The 16196-nt window shown below is 66.6% G+C and carries 14 protein-coding genes; 2 read left to right on the plus strand and 12 right to left on the minus strand.

Annotated features, from left to right (window positions below; genetic code table 11):
* Nucleotides 1–372 (minus strand): BON domain-containing protein (locus tag N5J73_RS21845; protein WP_279941348.1); only part of this gene is annotated, 372 nt, incomplete at its 3' end.
* Nucleotides 373–542: 170 nt separating this feature from the next.
* Here N5J73_RS21845 and N5J73_RS21850 point away from each other — a divergent pair.
* Complete coding sequence (locus N5J73_RS21850) at nucleotides 543–1586, plus strand: oxidoreductase (RefSeq protein WP_049447826.1); 1044 nt, start codon at nucleotides 543–545, stop codon at nucleotides 1584–1586.
* Nucleotides 1587–1770: 184 nt separating this feature from the next.
* Here N5J73_RS21850 and gnd read toward each other — a convergent pair whose 3' ends face one another.
* From gnd to N5J73_RS21890, 8 genes are all read right to left on the minus strand, one after another.
* Nucleotides 1771–2676, minus strand: a complete 906-nt coding sequence (gnd, locus tag N5J73_RS21855; RefSeq protein WP_049447827.1) for a phosphogluconate dehydrogenase (NAD(+)-dependent, decarboxylating) — start codon at nucleotides 2674–2676, stop codon at nucleotides 1771–1773.
* Between the two features lie 10 nt (nucleotides 2677–2686).
* A complete protein-coding gene (locus N5J73_RS21860; RefSeq protein ID WP_049447838.1) occupies nucleotides 2687–3925 on the minus strand; it encodes a hypothetical protein in 1239 nt (412 codons plus the stop codon).
* A 17-nt stretch (nucleotides 3926–3942) separates the two neighbouring features.
* Nucleotides 3943–4533 (minus strand): DUF2242 domain-containing protein, encoded by a 591-nt coding sequence (locus N5J73_RS21865; protein ID WP_049447828.1) that lies wholly within the window; start codon nucleotides 4531–4533, stop codon nucleotides 3943–3945.
* Nucleotides 4534–4774: 241 nt separating this feature from the next.
* On the minus strand, nucleotides 4775–6952 hold the full coding sequence (locus tag N5J73_RS21870) for a carboxy terminal-processing peptidase (RefSeq protein ID WP_049447829.1): 2178 nt from the start codon (nucleotides 6950–6952) through the stop codon (nucleotides 4775–4777).
* A gap of 256 nt (nucleotides 6953–7208) precedes the next feature.
* Nucleotides 7209–8219, minus strand: coding sequence for a lipoyl synthase (gene lipA, locus N5J73_RS21875; RefSeq protein WP_049447830.1), 1011 nt, complete (start codon nucleotides 8217–8219; stop codon nucleotides 7209–7211).
* 18 nt (nucleotides 8220–8237) lie between these two features.
* Entirely contained in the window at nucleotides 8238–8948 is a 711-nt protein-coding gene (gene lipB, locus N5J73_RS21880) for a lipoyl(octanoyl) transferase LipB (RefSeq protein WP_049447831.1), read from the minus strand.
* Entirely contained in the window at nucleotides 8936–9214 is a 279-nt protein-coding gene (locus N5J73_RS21885; RefSeq protein WP_005411067.1) for a YbeD family protein, read from the minus strand. Before N5J73_RS21885 ends, lipB begins: the two co-directional genes overlap by 13 nt.
* Before the next feature lie 169 nt (nucleotides 9215–9383).
* On the minus strand, nucleotides 9384–10376 hold the full coding sequence (locus N5J73_RS21890; RefSeq protein WP_279941349.1) for a CsgG/HfaB family protein: 993 nt from the start codon (nucleotides 10374–10376) through the stop codon (nucleotides 9384–9386).
* A 341-nt stretch (nucleotides 10377–10717) separates the two neighbouring features.
* Between N5J73_RS21890 and N5J73_RS21895 the strand changes: the two genes are divergently transcribed.
* On the plus strand, nucleotides 10718–11791 hold the full coding sequence (locus tag N5J73_RS21895) for a lipid A deacylase LpxR family protein (protein ID WP_049447833.1): 1074 nt from the start codon (nucleotides 10718–10720) through the stop codon (nucleotides 11789–11791).
* Nucleotides 11792–11915: 124 nt separating this feature from the next.
* Here the strand turns inward: N5J73_RS21895 and N5J73_RS21900 are convergent, their stop codons facing one another.
* From N5J73_RS21900 to mltB, 3 genes are all read right to left on the minus strand, one after another.
* Nucleotides 11916–13136, minus strand: coding sequence for a D-alanyl-D-alanine carboxypeptidase family protein (locus N5J73_RS21900; protein WP_049447834.1), 1221 nt, complete (start codon nucleotides 13134–13136; stop codon nucleotides 11916–11918).
* A gap of 99 nt (nucleotides 13137–13235) precedes the next feature.
* Nucleotides 13236–14510: a septal ring lytic transglycosylase RlpA family protein gene (locus tag N5J73_RS21905; RefSeq protein WP_049447835.1), complete on the minus strand. Its 1275-nt coding sequence runs from the start codon at nucleotides 14508–14510 to the stop codon at nucleotides 13236–13238.
* Nucleotides 14507–15652, minus strand: a complete 1146-nt coding sequence (gene mltB / locus N5J73_RS21910) for a lytic murein transglycosylase B (protein ID WP_049447836.1) — start codon at nucleotides 15650–15652, stop codon at nucleotides 14507–14509. The genes N5J73_RS21905 and mltB overlap by 4 nt, the downstream gene beginning before the upstream one ends.
* Nucleotides 15653–16196 lie beyond the last annotated feature (544 nt).

Genomic DNA, 16196 nt, shown 5'->3' on the forward strand with positions numbered 1-16196 from the left:
GGCAGCGCTGACCTTCAATGCTGCGGCATCGACGCGGGTCACGCCCTTGATGCCCTTGGCGGTGGTCACCGCCTTGTCCTTCTCGGCCTGGCTCGCCACGGCGCCACTGAGGCTGACCACGCCATTCACGGTTTCCACCTTGATTTCAGTGCCCGGAACGTTGCTGCTGGCCAGCAGATCGGCCTTCACCTTGGTGGTGATCCAGGTATCGGTTACCGGCTCGTTGGAGTCGTGGCGATCAGCATGGGTCGCCGGATGGGTGCTGGTCGGCGGGCTCTTTGCGGCCGGATCCTTGGCGAATGCGGCGGAGGAAGACAGCGCCAGGCCCAGAGTCAGGGCGGAAGCAATCAGCGTACGGGTGGTATTGCTCATCGTGTCGTACTCCTGTGGTGTGTGCTGCCAGTCTGGACAAGCGCACGTGGAGCAGGCGTGGCGTTGCGGTCATGCCGCCGTGAATCGAAACGTTTCCAACGGCAACGGTTCAGTTTTGGTCTGCCACGGCCCGTCGTTTACCCTGCCCTTCCCACTGCCGGAACTCTGCCATGCGCCCCGACCTGCAACTGGCCCTGATCGGTTATGGCCTTGCCGGCCGCGTCTTCCATGCACCGCTGATCCAGCACACGCCGGGCCTGGTGCTGCACAGCATTGTCAGTTCGCAACGCGACACCCTGCTGCGCGCGTTCAGCGACGTACACGTGCGCGCTACGCCGCAAGAGGTGTTCGACGATCCAGCAGTGGATGCGGTGGTGATCGCCACACCGAACCAACAGCACGCCCCGCTTGCGATCGCAGCGTTGGCCGCCGGCAAGCACGTGCTGGTCGACAAGCCATTCGCGCTCGATGTCGCGGAAGCAGAAACGGTGCTGGCTGCCGCACGCGATGCCGGACGCATCGCCACCGTGTTCCAGAACCGGCGCTTCGATGCGGATTTCCTCACCCTGCAGGCGCTGCTGGCCGAAGGCACGCTCGGCGACGTGGCCGAATGCCACGCACACTTCGACCGTTACCGCCCGCAGGTGCGCGAGCGCTGGCGCGAACAGGACGGCCCGGGAAGCGGCCTGTGGTACGACCTTGGCCCGCACCTGCTGGACCAGATGCTGGTGCTGTTCGGCTGGCCCGAGGCGGTCGATGCCGATCTGGCCGTACAGCGCGAAGGTGGTACCGGCATCGACTACTTCCACGCCGTGCTGCACTACCCACGGCATCGCGCGATCATCCATTCCGGTTCGCTGGTTGCAGCGCAGACGCCGCACTTCAGCGTGCATGGCAGCAAGGCCAGCTGGATCAAGCACGGTCTGGACGTGCAGGAGGCACAGCTACGCCGAGGCGTGGCACCCGGTGCGCCGGGCTGGGGGATCGACCCGCGGCATGGTGAGCTGGTGCGCTGCGACGCCGAGGACAATGTGCAGCGCAGCACTGTGGACAACCGGCCGGGCGACTACCGGCGGTTGTATGCGCAGTTCGCGGCGGCGATGCATGGCGATGGCGAGCCAACGGTGAGCGCGGTACAGGCGCTGCAGCTGATGCGGTTGCTGCAGGCCGGCATGGACAGCGCGCGTGAAGGCCGACGGGTCGCGTTGGACTGACCAGTAGATCCACGCCATGCGTGGATGACGTGGCAACGATCGGAGAAGGCTTTTGTAGCGTCGAGCCATGCTCGACTGGCTGCATGGGGTCAGAGCCTTTTCCTTCAGAAAAGGATCCGACCCCGATCTGCCTGGGGTCGGATCCCTTCGGCAACGCCGAAGGGCTCTGACCCCACCGCGGTGCTTACGACTTCTTGATGGCGTGGCCGCCGAATTCGTTGCGCATCGCCGACAGCAGGCGGTCGGTGAACGAATTGGATTCGCGCGAGCGCAGGCGTTCCAGCAGCGACAAGGTGATCACCGGTGCCGGCACGTCGAGTGCGATCGCTTCGGCCACGGTCCAGCGACCTTCGCCGGAATCCTCCACGTACGGGGCGATGCCATCCAGCGACGGATTGCGCTTGAGCGCTTCGGTGCTCAGGTCAAGCAGCCAGGAACGCACCACGCTGCCGTGGCGCCAGACTTCGGCCACCTGGGCCAGGTCCAGCTCCATCTCCTGCTTGCGCTCCATCAGCGCGAAGCCTTCGGCATAGGCCTGCATCATTCCGTACTCGATGCCGTTGTGGACCATCTTGGTGAAGTGGCCAGCACCGGACGGGCCGACACGACCCCAGCCACGGTCTTCGGCCGGTGCCAGCGTGCGCAGCAGCGGTGCGATCTGCTCCACCACCGCCGCTTCGCCGCCGACCATCAGGCTGTAGCCTTCCTGCAGCCCCCACACGCCACCGCTGGTGCCGCAGTCAACATAGCCCAGGTCGTCCTCGGCCAGCGACTTGGCACGGCGGATCGAGTCCTGATAGTTGGAGTTGCCGCCGTCGATGACGATGTCACCCTCGGCCAGGTGCGGGGTCAGCTGGCCCAGCGTCTGGTCGACGGTCTCGCCGGCCGGCACCATCAGCCACACCACGCGCGGTACCGGCAGCGCAGCCACGGCAGCTGCCAGCGAATCCACCACGTCCAGGCCGGCCTCGGCGGCGCGCTGGCGGGCGCCTTCGCCCGGGTCGTAGCCAACGACGCGGTGGCCGCCGCGATGCAGGCGCTGGGCCATGTTGGCGCCCATGCGGCCGAGGCCGATCATTGCAATGTCCATTGTTTCACCTTCATTTGGGGTCTAGGGTCAGGCTGCCTGGCCTGCCGGTAGCCGCGCAGTGGCGCAGCTGCGCCTCGCGCCAACGCCGGTAGAGCGTGGTATGCAGATTGTGCACCGCCAGATCGATCGAAAACGGCGTTCGTGGGTTGCGATCAAGCAGGCGGGCGACGTGGTAGCCGATGGGACGTATACCGCGTGGGTGCACATAGATCACGAACTGCTGGTAGAACGGATCGTCCAGCAGCTGGTCCATGCGTGCCAGCGTGGCGTGGTAGCGCGGTTCCAGCCGTGCACGAAGGTCCGCATCGCGCTCGAACAGCAGGCGCTCGAAGTAGCGCTGGCCGATGCGGGGGATGCCCTGCGCGAGTTTCCAGAGTTCGGCATTGCGCTGGTCGTACCAGGCCAGCCCACCGTGCATCGCCAGTGCCTGCGCAGCGTCCGCCCCCACATCGACCACCACGAAGTTCTCGGCCTGGTTGCTCAGGTCGTCCAGCATGCCCTTGTCGTACACATGCTCGATGAAACCAGGCACACCGACGAACGCCTGGCGCCCCATCGCCGAGGTACGCACTGCCTTGCCATCGGCGAAGAAATCGCCGGCATGCGCGCCAAGCAGGATGCTGTCGGTCCCATGCAGGGCGAGGAAGGTGCCGATCGACAGCTCATCCGCAGCGAACTCCGTATCGAATGCTGCATCGCCATACAGCTCGCGCTGGGTGGCCAGCTGCGCGACCTGGCGACCGACACCACATTCGGCACGCACGGCACCGCTGTAGAACGCCTGCAGCGCCTGGCTGTTGCCTGCACTGGGCACGAAGCCGCGGCCGAAACTGCGCGTGCGCTGCCAGCCTTGCGCGCGCGGCCCCTGCAGGCCGAAGCCGATCCAGCCCAGCTGCGGGCCGGAGAAGCGGAAGGTGGGGTTGGCCTGCAATGCCGAGGCTGCACGGTGCGTGGCTGCGCCCAGCTGGAAGGCATAGGCACAGACCGTCGCAGGGTCATCCAGCAGCTCCTGCAGCACTGCCTGGCGGGCCGCAGCGGGCATTCCGGCCGGCCACTGCACGCGCAGATCGCCCGCCGCCTGTGCTTCAGCCAGCGACGCGCGCGTGCATACCGGACCGCCATGCACCTGGGGTGTACTGACCATGGCCTCGTCGAAGCGCCATCCCAGCCGCTGCAGCAGGCCTTGCCTGCAGTCCGGCACCATGGACGCACTGCCCAGCGCAGGCGCCAGCAGCAGGGCCACGCCGATCAAACTGGCGCGCACCCTCAACCCTGGTCCGTGCTGGCCGGTGCAGGTTCCGGTGGTGCGGCCGGAGGTGGTGCGGGTGTGCCTGCAGTCGCCGGCAGGTACTGCTGCAGGCGCTGGAAGAAGCGCTGATAGAACCCGGCATCGGTGACCGTGCTGCTGGCCACTTTCACCAGCGAGTCGTCATTGCTGCCGAACGGCAGCGACACCGAGCCCAGCGCACCGACGCCGACACTGGCTGACGTTGGGCTCTTCTTCAGCGCATAGCGGTCCTGTACCGCGCTGACGAATACCAGCGTCTGGCTGCCACGCGGCGCGCAGGAAATGCGCAGCACCAGCTGCTCGTGGTCGTCTTCGCGCGGCTGGAAGTTCTTGTTGCCCTCCACCTGCGCTTCGTCGGAACGGGCGATGGCGTAGCCTTGGCTGAGCAGGGTGCGCCGCGCCGCTTCGCAGGCGTCGCCCGGGCGACCGTCGACCGTACGCGAGAACGTGTCGCCGGAATCGAAGGATTCGCGCAGCAACGTGCTGTCGGCGGCGCGGCCACCACAGGCCGACAGGATCAGGGCGCTGCCAAGCGCCACAACAGCACTGGAAAGACGGGAGGCCCGCATGGGTACTCCTGCGAGGACGTTGCCGCCAAGGGTAGTCCCGCGGCCGTGTGCGGCAGGTCGAAGCCAGCATGACCGGGTCACGCCGTTGCTGCCGGTTCATGCACGTAAAGGGGACGGAGGGGATTAAGTCGTTTCTGGCACATGGCTCGCCGGGCATGGCCCGGCGCTACCGGGACGGAGGCGCCCAAACGAAAAGGGGCCGGCAATGCCGGCCCCCCGAATACACACGCGTCCTGCCGGCTCAGTCGGCCCAGCGACCGGCGCCGGTGGACTGCGGCAGCACCTGTGCCGACAGCGGGCGGTCATTGGCCAGCAGGTTCACGGCGTCGGCCAGGATCGAGGCCGACTCGCGCAGCAGCGGGTCCGGACGCTTCTCGGCAGCCTTCTCGCGCGCGGCATCCTTGACGATGTCACGCTCGTTGCCGGTCAGGCCGTCATCGCTGCTGTCATCGGCCAGCGGGTCCAGGGCCAGGCCCAGTTCCTTGCGCTGCACCTGGCGCTCCTTGCGCTGGGTGTCCTGGCGCTCACGCTCGGCGCGGCGGGTGGCCTCGTTGAGCGAGATGTACTTCTTCGCGGCCTCGGTGCGGAACTGCTGCACGTCTTCGTTCCACCACTGGAACTCCTTGTCAGTGGCGATGCGGGTGTCGTGGCGGGTTTCCAGCTTCGGCAGCAGCGGCGCGAAGTTGCCGTACTGGGTGTGAGGCACGGCGGCGATGCGGGTCCACGGCAGCGCGTTGTCGTAGGTGCTCTCACCGAATTCGGTGGCATCGACACTGGCCGGGAAGGCCAGGTCCGGCACCACACCCTTGTGCTGGGTGCTGCTGCCGCTGATGCGGAAGAACTGGGCAATGGTCAGCTTGACCTGGCCGAAGCGCTGGGTCTCGCCGCTCGGCCAACGGTCGAGGTCGACGATGTTCTGCACGGTCCCCTTGCCGAAGCTGGTCTCACCGATCACCAGGCCACGGCCGTAGTCCTGGATGGCGCCGGCGAAGATCTCCGACGCCGAGGCCGAACCGCGGTTGATCAGCACTGCCAGCGGGCCATCCCACGCCACGCCCTGGTTGCGGTCGCTGTTGACGGTGACGCGGCCACCGGACTCACGCACCTGCACCACCGGGCCCTGCTCGATGAACAGGCCGGTCAGTTCGATGGCTTCATCCAGCGAACCACCGCCGTTGTTGCGCAGGTCCAGCACCACGCCATCCAGCTTGTCGTTCTTGAAACCGGCCAGCAGCTTGGCCACGTCGCGGGTGGCCGAGGCGTAGTCGGCCGCATTGCGGCGACGGCCTTCGAAGTCCTGGTAGAAGGTCGGCAGCTTGATCACGCCGATCTTGCGCGCCGGCTCACCGTTGGCGGCCGGGATGGTCATGGTCTCGCCCTTGGCGGCCTGTTCGGCCAGGCGCACCTTCTGGCGGGTCAGCACCAGGGTGTGGTGCTTGCCGTCGGCACCTTCGGCAGCCGGAATGAATTCCAGCTTGACCTGGGTGTCCTTGGCGCCACGGATCTTGGCCACGACATCGTCGATGCGCCAGCCGATCACGTCCTCGACCAGACCGGACTTGCCCTGGCCAACGCCAACGATGCGGTCACCCGGCTTCAGCGTGCCGTCCACTGCGGCCGGACCACCGGCAATGATCTCGCGGATCACCACCACATCGTCCTGGCGCTGCAGCTGCGCACCGATGCCTTCCAGCGACAGCGACATCGCCTGGTTGAAGTTCTCGGCGGTGCGCGGGGTGAAGTAATCGGTATGCGGATCAACCGCGCTGGTGTACGAATTCATGAAGAACTGGAAGACGTCTTCGCCCTTCAGCTCGTTGACCGACTTCTCCAGCGTCGCGTAGCGCTTGTCCAGCGTCTTGCGGATGTCGTCCGGCTTCTTGCCGGCCAGCTTCAGGCGCAGCCAGTCGTTCTTGACCGATTTGCGCCACAGCTCATCCAGTTCGGCGCTGCTGGCCGCCCACGGCACCTTCTTGCGGTCGTATTCGAAGCGCTCGTCGGTGGTGAAATCCGGCTCCTGCTTGAGCAGCTTGCGCGCATAGGCCACGCGCTCGCCGACGCGCTGCTTGTAGACCGCGAACACCTGAAACGCCGGCTCCAGCTCGCCGCCACGGATGGCCGAGGAGATGTTGGCTTCGAACGGCGCGAAGCGCGCCACGTCGGCCTGGGTGAAGTATTGCTTGCCGCCGTCCAGCGTCTCCAGGTAGCGCTTGAACACGTCCTTGGAGGTGGCCTCGTCCAGCGCGCGCGGGCGGTAGGCGTAACGGCTGTCGGACAGCAGGCCGTACACCAGCTTGGAGGTAGTCACCTGATCGGCGGTGGCCGCCGCGGGCAATGCGGGCGAGTCGGCCTTGGCCGCCAACGCCAGCGGCGCAACCAGCGCCAGGGCCATCAGGAATGCGGGGGCTTTGAATTTCATTGACGTGCTCGAAGGCGCCTTGCCAAGGGGGAGACTGCGGGGTGTTAGGACACCACGACAGTGCCGAAAGTTGCCGGGTTTGTCACCCGGCCGCGCTCGGTGGAAAACCAGCCTAGCCGGGCCGGTGTAGCAAATTGTGAATGCAGGCGAAGGCGTGCGGACCAACGATCCGCAGCCACCAGGATGGTGGTGACACCCATTGGCAGCGCCGGGCCATGGCTGGCGAAGGCGTACGGACCAACGGTCCGCACCCACCTCAGGAAATGCCGGCGCCCTTGGCCTGTACGTCGGCGTGGTACGAAGAGCGCACCATCGGGCCGGAGGCCACGTGGCTGAAGCCCAGCTCGTAGCCGTAGTCTTCCAGCGCCTTGTAGTCCTCGGGGGTCCAGTACTTCAGCACCGGGTGGTGGTGCGCGGTCGGCTGCAGGTACTGGCCGATGGTGATCATGTCCACGTCATGCGCGCGCAGGTCGCGCATGGTGGCCTTGATCTGTTCGAACTCCTCGCCCAGGCCCAGCATGATGCCGCTCTTGGTCGGCACCTCCGGATGCTGCGCCTTGAAGTTCTTCAGCAGGTTCAGCGACCACTGGTAGTCCGCGCCCGGACGCACGTTGCGGTACAGGTCCGGCACGGTTTCGATGTTGTGGTTGAACACATCCGGCGGGTTCTGCGCCAGGATCTCCAGCGCGCGCTCCATGCGGCCCTTGCCACGGAAGTCCGGGGTCAGCACTTCGATGCGGGTGCCCGGCGACTTCTCGCGAATGGCGGTGATGCAGTCGACGAAGTGCTGGGCACCGCCGTCGCGCAGGTCATCGCGGTCGACGCTGGTCACCACCACGTACTTCAGGCCCATGTCGGCCACGGTCTGGCCGAGGCTGGCCGGTTCGTTGGCGTCCGGCGGCTTCGGGCGGCCGTGGGCCACGTCGCAGAACGAGCAGCGGCGGGTGCAGACCTCGCCCAGGATCATGAAGGTGGCGGTGCCGTGGCCGAAGCACTCGTGGATGTTCGGGCAGCTGGCTTCCTCGCACACGGTCACCAGACGGTTCTCGCGCAGCTTGGCCTTCAGGTTCTGCACGGCATTGCCCGAGGGAATGCGCACGCGGATCCAGGACGGCTTGCGCAGCACCGGCGCGTCGGCGAACTGCACCGGCGAACGGTTGATCTTGTCACCGCCCAGCTGCTTGACCCCGGCCTGCAACGGCGCGGCGGACGGAGAGTCGCCCTGCACGATCTGCAGGGGAATGGAACGGGCGGTGGTTTCAGTCATGGCAGTTCCGGGGGGCGGTCAGGCGGCCGCAGAAAGATCAGGCAGTTCCGGCGTGTGCTGCAGCAGCAGGCCGAACTGGCGGGCCAGGTGGTCCAGCAGCACCGGCTTGACGGCATTCATCCCGGAGGGGCCGCCCAAGTCTACCACCGAGGTCACCTGCAACCCCTGATAGCCACAGGGGTTGATACGGTGGAAAGGTTCCAGGTCCATGGACACGTTGAACGCCAGGCCATGGAAGGTGCAGCCGCGTCGCACGCGGATGCCAAGCGCGGCAATCTTGGCGCCACCGACGTAGACGCCCGGGGCGCCCTCGCGGCGTTCGGCGCCGATGTTCCACTCGGCCAGGGTGTCGATGATGGCCTGCTCGATGCGACACACGTAATCGCGCACACCGATGCCCAGCCGCGGCAGACGCAGCAACGGATAGACCACGATCTGGCCGGGGCCGTGATAGGTCACCTGTCCGCCGCGGTCCACGTGCAGCACCGGGATCTCGCCCGGCGCCAGCACGTGCTCGTCCTTGCCGGCCTGGCCCAAGGTGAACACCGGGTCGTGCTCGACCACCCACAGCTCGTCGGCGTCGGCATCGCTGCGCTGGTCGGTGAAGCGCTGCATGGCCCGCCACACCGGCTCGTAAGCCTGACGGCCGAGGTCGCGGACCAGGGCCGGACGCGGCGCGCGGTCCTCGGGGGCGGCTTGGGCCGGGCAGTTGTCGGCTACAGCGTCCACTTCACTTCCGGGTGGTCACGCAGTGCCTGGTGCGCCAGGTCGTACTGTTCGCGGCTCTCGGCCTTGAACACGATGCGGACGGACACGTACTTGCCGTTGGACGAATGCTTCCAGCTGATGCGCTCATTGACGACATCAATACCGGCAGCCAGCAGCAGGCGGGGAAGCTCGTGCTCCAGGCCGCGGTTGGCCGGGCCCATTGCGCTGAGCTCGAACTGGCCGGGGAACTGGAAGCCGTGGTCGGGGTTGTCGGACTTGATTTCCATGGACCCATTATCGGGCCGCAGGGCAACAAACCCAAGAGTATTCATCAAAGTCAAAAGCGGCATAGGCGAGCCGCTGCGTTGCAGACGGCCTCCGCACTTGACGGAGCCGGCCCTTGCAGGCCGGTCCGGCAGGCGACGCGTGCCGGCACGGAACCGGCACGCGGGCGGCTTACTTGGCCGTTTCCATCAGGGTGGAATTGACCCAGCCCTTGTTGCCCATTTCGTCTTCCACTTCCCACATGGTGCCTTCCTTGACGCCGGTGGGGTACAGCAGCATGCCCAGCTCCAGCGAGCGCACCGGAGCGCCGGTGCCCTTGGCATTGGCCAGCAGGCGGCCGGCCTTGAGCATGGTCACAGCCTGGCCGGCATTGGCCGCCGAGGCATTGGCCGGCAGACCACCCAGCTCGGCCACCATGTTGGTGTAGGCCTGCAGATAGGCCAGGGTGATCACCTGGCCGATTTCGGTATTGGCATAGCCACCGACGCCCATTGCGCCGATGCCGCCACCGCCGAACAGGCCACCACCGGCGCCCCAGCCCAGATCGGTCTTCTTGGAGTTGCCCTCAACGATGGCCACCTGCTCGGAAGAGCGTACGTCGGTCAGGGTCAGGGTCACATCCGCGGTCTTGCTGCGGAAGTTCAGGCCGCCGACCACGGCGCCGGCCTTGCCGCCGATCAGGCCACCCAGCAGGCCACCAATGGCGTTGCCGCTGGCATTGCTGTTCTGCGAGATCAGGTCCGGCACCAGCACGTAGTCGGCGGCGCGGATCTGGCCCTTGCCGATGTTGGAACGACCACGCAGCTGGCCTTCGCTGGCCAGCGCGCGCTCGGCCTGGGCTGCGGCCATGCCGACGCCACGGTCCACCAGCGTGAAGCACTTGGATTTGTTGACGAAGACCTTGATGAGCTTCGAAGGCGCCGGCAACTGCTGGCCGGTCCACCAGTTCACCACGTCTTCCGGCTCGATCACCGAGATGGAACCCAGCGGCTTGGTGCAGACCGGAATCTCGGCCTGGCCCTTCTTGCTCTGTTCCTGAGCCGAGGTGCGGCTGTTGGCGAAGCTGTCGCGCAGACCCGCCGACGCCGGGGCACTGACGGCCACCAGACCGGCACCCAGCAGCGCGCAGGCCAGCACATGGGCGAGCGAATTCGATTTGTTCATATGAGTCATCCAGCACTTCGCCGACGGCGAAGCACAATCCATGGGTTGAGAAAGGGTCTGGGACCTGAATCCTTTGGCGACGCCCCCCAGGCGTCGGCGCAGAGAATAGGGCATGGACGGCCCCAACCACAACCGCAGCTGACTGAAGATGCTGATGCCGACACGCGTGGTCCGATCCCGCCACTCAACACCGCGCGATCCCGACCCACCTCATGTATCGCATTGTGTCAGGTGGACAATGTTGTTTTCGGAACAGACAAGTGACCGCCGTGTAGTCGTTTCAACCGCCGCCTGGGGGTACCGTGTCGCGGCATAAAACGACAAAAGAATCCGCCCCACCCATGAGCCCCCCTTCCCAACGCCGCCTCACGGCCCTCGGGCTGTCCGGCCTGCTCGCTGCCGCCCTCCCGCTTGCCGCCCAGGCCGCCGAACAATGTGGTCCGGACGCAATGCGCGACCACCCACCGCAGATCAACTTCCGCGTCGACAACGACCTGTTCGGTGGCCGCCACCAGGACCAGGGGTACACCAACGGCGCGCAGCTGACCCTGGTCTCGCCGAACCTGGTCGACTACACCGACGACCCGTGCCTGCCGCGCATGGCACGCTGGGTGAACCAGTATCTGGAAGGCCTGCACCCCGGCAGGTTCGAACAGCAGAACATGATCTTCAGCATCGGCCAGGGCATCTTCACCCCGACCGATCCGGCCCGCCGCGATCTGATCAAGGATGACCGCCCCTATGCCGGTGTACTGATCGCCAGCTTCGGCTTCAACGCGCGCAGCGGCGACCGCCTGCAGACCACCCAGCTGACGCTGGGCGTGGTCGGCCCGTGGGCCCAGGGCAAGCAGGTGCAGGACGCGGTGCACAACATCCTGGGCGACAAGAAGTTCGAGGGCTGGGACAACCAGCTGCACAACGAGCCGCTGTTCATGCTGACCCACGAGCGCATGCGCCGCTGGCCGGCCGATGCCAGCATCAATGCCGGCGGCTGGGGTTGGGATGCGATCAGCCACTACGGTGGTGCGATCGGCAACCTGGAAACCAAGGCCAATGCCGGTGGCGAAGTGCGTTTCGGCTGGAAGCTGCCCGATGATTTCGGCAGCACGCCGTTGCGTCCGGCCGGTGAGAACACGGCGCCGACGCGTGGCGGTCGCCCCAATGGCTGGTCATGGCACATGTTCGTGACCACCGACGCGGCGTGGATGATCCGCGACATCACCCTGGACGGCAACACGTTCCGCAGCAGCCACAGCGTGGACAAGCGCCACGTGGTAGCCCAGGGCGGCTACGGCATGGCGCTGATGTACGGCCGCTGGAAGTTCGCGGTAGCGCGCTACCACAGCACCCGCGAGTTCTACGGCCAGCGCGAAGCCCCCGTGTTCGGCAGCTTCACCATCAGCCGCTCGCTGTAAGCGCCATTTGTAGAGTCGAGCCATGCTCGACTGCATTCAACCTCAGTCGAGCATGGCTCGACTCTGCAAAACGGAAAAGGCCGGCATTCGCCGGCCTTTTCCGTTCACCACGCCAGGGCGTGGATCATTCCGATTCCCACCACATCCAGAAGCTGTCCCACAGGCGCTTGAAGAAGCCAGCCTGTTCGACGGCGGCCACGGCCACCAGCGGTGCCTCAGCGATGACCTTGCCATCCAGGGTGACTTTCACGGTGCCGATCTGCTGGCCGGCGGTGAACGGTGCTTCCAGGGTCTTGGGCACGTCGATGCTCGGCTTCAGGTCGTTGTAGCGGCCGCGCGGCACGCTCACCAGCATCGGCTGGGCCACGCCCAGCTGCACCTTGTCGGTGGTGCCCTTCCAGACCTTGTGCTCGGCCACGGCCTTGCCCGGCTCGTACAGGCGGTGGGTCTCGAAGAAGCGGAAGCCCCAGTTCAACAGCGCAAGGCTGTCATCGGCACGCTGCTTCTCCGACGCACCGCCCAGCACAACGGCAATCAGGCGCTGGTCGCCACGCTGGGCCGAGCTCATCAGGCAGTAGCCGGCTTCGGAGGTGTGGCCGGTCTTGATGCCATCGACGCTGCCATCGCGCCACAGCAGCAGGTTGCGGTTCGGCTGCTTGATGTTGCCGACCTGGAATTCCTTGATCTTGTTGTACGCGTAGGTTTCCGGGTAATCACGCACCATCGCGCGGCCCAGCAGCGCCAGGTCGTAGGCGGTGCTGTGGTGGCCCTGCGCGGTCAGGCCGTGGGCGTTGACGAAGTGCGAGTCCTTCATGCCGATCTTGGCGGCGTAGCTGTTCATCAGCGACGCAAAGGCTTCTTCGCTGCCGGCCACGTGCTCGGCCAGGGCAATCGCGGCGTCATTGCCGGACTGGATCGCCATGCCCTTTTCCATGTCTTCCAGGCGTGCAGTCTGGTTGACCGGGAATCCGCTGTAGCTGCCGTCGGTGCCGGCGCCACCTTCGCGCCAGGCGCGCTCGCTCATCATTACCTGGTCATCCGCACGGACCTTGCCGTTCTTGACCTCGGCGGCGATCACGTAGGACGTCATCACCTTGGTGATGCTGGCCGGAGCCAGCTGTTCGTGGACGTTCTCGCCAGCCAGTACCTGGCCGGTGGCGTAATCCATCAGGACCCAGGCCTTGGACACGCTCGGCGCCGGGGCCGGCGGAGTGGCGACGGTAGCCGGGGCGGCAGCGGCGGCGGCAGGCGCCGGCGTGGCCGGGGTCGGCAGCGGGGTCTGGGCGGAAGCCAGGCCCACCACCAGGGTGGCGGCCAGGGCGGTGGCGGCGGAACGGAAATTCATTGGACAGCAGGCTCCAGGGGACGGCCGGGAATGGAGGGTGGAACGTAACGGCCATTGTAGGCCGGGGGAGCATGGGCCGGCAGCACCGGCCCGGGCGGATCAATCCTTCACGATCTGCGGCGAACCCAGGCCCAGACCGGCGATGCGGCCGGCAAGTTCCGCGGCACTGGCATGGTCGCTGGCGGGAACGCGCAGGCGGAACAGGGTGCGGCCACCGGCGGCGATGTCGCTGATGGTCGCGCCGACAATGCCGGCGGCATTGAGCTGCCCCATCGCACGGTTGGCGTTGTCGCGGTTGGAGAAGCTGGCCACCTGCACCATCACCGCGCCTACCACCTGCTGCGACAGGCTGGGGGTGGCCGGTGCGGTGCGGACGGGCGCCGGCGCAGCGGCGCGCGGCGTGGTGCTGGCAACAGCCGCCGGAGCCGGCGCGTACGGCGCGCTGCGCACCGGCGGTGCACTCGGCGGCAGGCTGCTGACCGCCACATCCGGCACGGTGCTGGCCACGCCCTGGGTGGTGGCCGGCTGGCCACGCGCCGGGGCGCCATCGGTGGGCAGGCGGTTGACCAGGCGATCGATATCGCTGTCGGCGGAAGCACGCGGGGCCGCAGCCGGCCGCGCGCTGGCCACGGCGGTGGTTGCCGCCGCTTCGGCAGCACGACGCTCGCGACGCGACGGCTTCTGCGCCATCAGGTTGCTCTCGCCCGGCTGCAGCGCGCGCACTTCGACGTTGCCGGTGCCGCGCTGGGTGATGCCCAGGCGCACGGCGGCGGCATAGCTGAGATCAACCACGCGGCCATCGTGGAACGGGCCGCGGTCGTTGACGCGCACGATCACCGATTCGCCGTTGTCCAGGTTGGTGACGCGGGCAAAGCTGGGCAGCGGCAGCGTCTTGTGCGCGGCAGTGAACTGGTACATGTCGTAGACCTCACGATTGGAGGTCAGGCGGCCGTGGAACTTGGCCCCGTAGTACGACGCGGTGCCGCGTTCGACATAGTTGCGGGTGTCGTCGAGCACCTTGTAGGACTTGCCCAGCACCACGTACGGGGTCTTGTTGCCGATCGCCGAGCGCTCTTCCGCGGTCACTTCCGGTTCGGGGATGCAGGCCACGTTCGGAATGTAGTCCGGCGTGCTGTCACGCACGCCCGGCTTGTACAGGCCACCGGCGGTGTAGTTGCCGCGGGTGCTCAGGTCTTCCTTGGCGGCCGCATACGGCGAACCTTCCGGGCAGTGCGCCGGGCGCGAACCACGGCCCTGCACCAGCGTGCCACTGGACTTGCCACCATGGCCGGCCGTGGCCGGCTTCTTCGGCGCGCTGCTGCAGGCAGCCAGCGCGAGGACGATCAAGCCTGGGACCAGCCATCTGATGTTCATGCCGGGGGCAGCTCCTGTCCGGCGATGGCCTGGGACAACTGGAACACGGCCATCGCGTACATCTTAGAGAGGTTGTAGCGGGTGATCGCGTAGTAGTTCTGGAAGCCCAGCCAGTACTGCTTGCCGGTGCTGCCTTCCAGGGTGATCGGGGTGGCGGTGGCGCCCGGCTGCACCGGCGCGCTCGGCTGGTAGCCGCGCTGGGCCAGGTCAGCCAGCGACCAGGTCGGCATCCATTCGGTCGGATTGAACTCCTCGCGGCCCGGCGCCAGCGTGGCCGGAACGGCCACCTGCCCGCCACGCACCCAGCCGCCCTTCTTCACGAAGTAGTTGGCGATGGACGAGAACACGTCGTCGTAGCTGGTGAACAGGTCGCGGCGGCCATCACCGTTTCCGTCCACGGCGTAATCGAGATAGCTGGACGGCATGAACTGGCCCATGCCCATCGCACCGGCATAGCTGCCCTTGAGCGTGGTGATGTCCAGGTCTTCTTCGCGGCCCAGCTCGAACAGCTTGGCCAGTTCATCGCGGAAGAACAGCTCGCGGCGTACTTCGCGCTCCAGCTTGGCCGGGTCGCCGCTGCGCGGGTAATAGAACGCCAACGTGTACAGCGCATCAAGCACGCGATGGCTGCCGGCATTCTTGCCGTAGCTGGTTTCCACGCCGATGATCGCCACGATCACTTCGGCCGGCACGCCGGTGCGCTGCTGCACGCGATCCAGTTCGGCGCGATGCTGGGCCAGGAACGCACGGCCGCCATCGATGCGTGCCTTGCTGATGAACATCGGTCGATATTCATTCCACGGCTTGACCCGTTCGGCCGGGCGCGACATCGCGGCAATGATCGGCTGGCGCACCTGCGCCTGGTCGAGCACGCTGCTGATCTGCTCCGGCTTCAAGCCATAGCGCTTGGCGGTATCGGCAATGAAGCGGGCCCGCGCGACTTCGAACGGTACCGGGGTGAGATCGACAGGCGGCGCGGTGGCAGCGGCGGCTTCGGGCGCGGCCTCGGCCGGGCCATGAGCCCTGGCGGCGGGTTGGCGCGGCGTACTGCTGGCCTGGGGCGAAGACGGTGGGGACTTCGGCTGGGTCGCGCAGGCGACCAGGCCGAGGGTGAGCATGCAGGCCAGAGTGCGTCGAATCATCGTCGCAGGTTAGCAGGTCATGGATGAATTAAAACCCCTAACACCATGAATCACAACGATTTGCCTGCGTTCAGCGGGAAATGTGAAGACGTCGTGATCAGGCTTCCCCATTCAGATAGAGGCTGCCGGTTGCGTCCCCATCCCCGCAGACGCAACCGGCGACCGGATCCGGTCGGTACCTGCGCGGCTGCCGCTCCCCAGTGGCAGTACCCCGCGCTCCCTGTACCCGTTGGATCAGTACTGCTTCCCGCCCGGCGCCCCCTGCGCTGCATCGATTGACGGCGCCTGTGCCGAGCGGGCCGCCATTGTGCAGGCCGATTACGACAAGTCCATTGATCAAGATCAACGCGCTGTAAAAATGTGAACCAGCTAACATTTTTTGCGGACTTTGGTCAGCGGGTGTGCTGCCGTGCATCGTTGTGAGAACGCTTCCACAACGGGCGTTGCGCAGAGTCAGGAAGTTTCCGGCCAACGGCGCAGCCCCTCGTGGGTGGAGTGGGTCGCTGAAAGCAGAAGCCGCGGGTGGGCCGGTCGGGTTGGGTAC

It is taken from the genome of Stenotrophomonas sp. GD03654 (assembly GCF_029845105.1).
Lineage (GTDB): Bacteria > Pseudomonadota > Gammaproteobacteria > Xanthomonadales > Xanthomonadaceae > Stenotrophomonas > Stenotrophomonas africana.

Bases quoted from the DNA above. Each gene is read 5' to 3' on its own strand.
- N5J73_RS21850 (WP_049447826.1), top strand. From the start codon at position 543: ATGCGCCCCGACCTGCAACTGGCCCTGATCGGTTATGGCCTTGCCGGC.
- gnd (WP_049447827.1), bottom strand. From the start codon at position 2,676: ATGGACATTGCAATGATCGGCCTCGGCCGCATGGGCGCCAACATGGCC.
- N5J73_RS21865 (WP_049447828.1), bottom strand. From the start codon at position 4,533: ATGCGGGCCTCCCGTCTTTCCAGTGCTGTTGTGGCGCTTGGCAGCGCC.
- N5J73_RS21870 (WP_049447829.1), bottom strand. From the start codon at position 6,952: ATGAAATTCAAAGCCCCCGCATTCCTGATGGCCCTGGCGCTGGTTGCG.
- lipA (WP_049447830.1), bottom strand. From the start codon at position 8,219: ATGACTGAAACCACCGCCCGTTCCATTCCCCTGCAGATCGTGCAGGGC.
- N5J73_RS21885 (WP_005411067.1), bottom strand. From the start codon at position 9,214: ATGGAAATCAAGTCCGACAACCCCGACCACGGCTTCCAGTTCCCCGGC.
- N5J73_RS21890 (WP_279941349.1), bottom strand. From the start codon at position 10,376: ATGAACAAATCGAATTCGCTCGCCCATGTGCTGGCCTGCGCGCTGCTG.
- N5J73_RS21895 (WP_049447833.1), top strand. From the start codon at position 10,718: ATGAGCCCCCCTTCCCAACGCCGCCTCACGGCCCTCGGGCTGTCCGGC.
- N5J73_RS21900 (WP_049447834.1), bottom strand. From the start codon at position 13,136: ATGAATTTCCGTTCCGCCGCCACCGCCCTGGCCGCCACCCTGGTGGTG.
- N5J73_RS21905 (WP_049447835.1), bottom strand. From the start codon at position 14,510: ATGAACATCAGATGGCTGGTCCCAGGCTTGATCGTCCTCGCGCTGGCT.
- mltB (WP_049447836.1), bottom strand. From the start codon at position 15,652: ATGATTCGACGCACTCTGGCCTGCATGCTCACCCTCGGCCTGGTCGCC.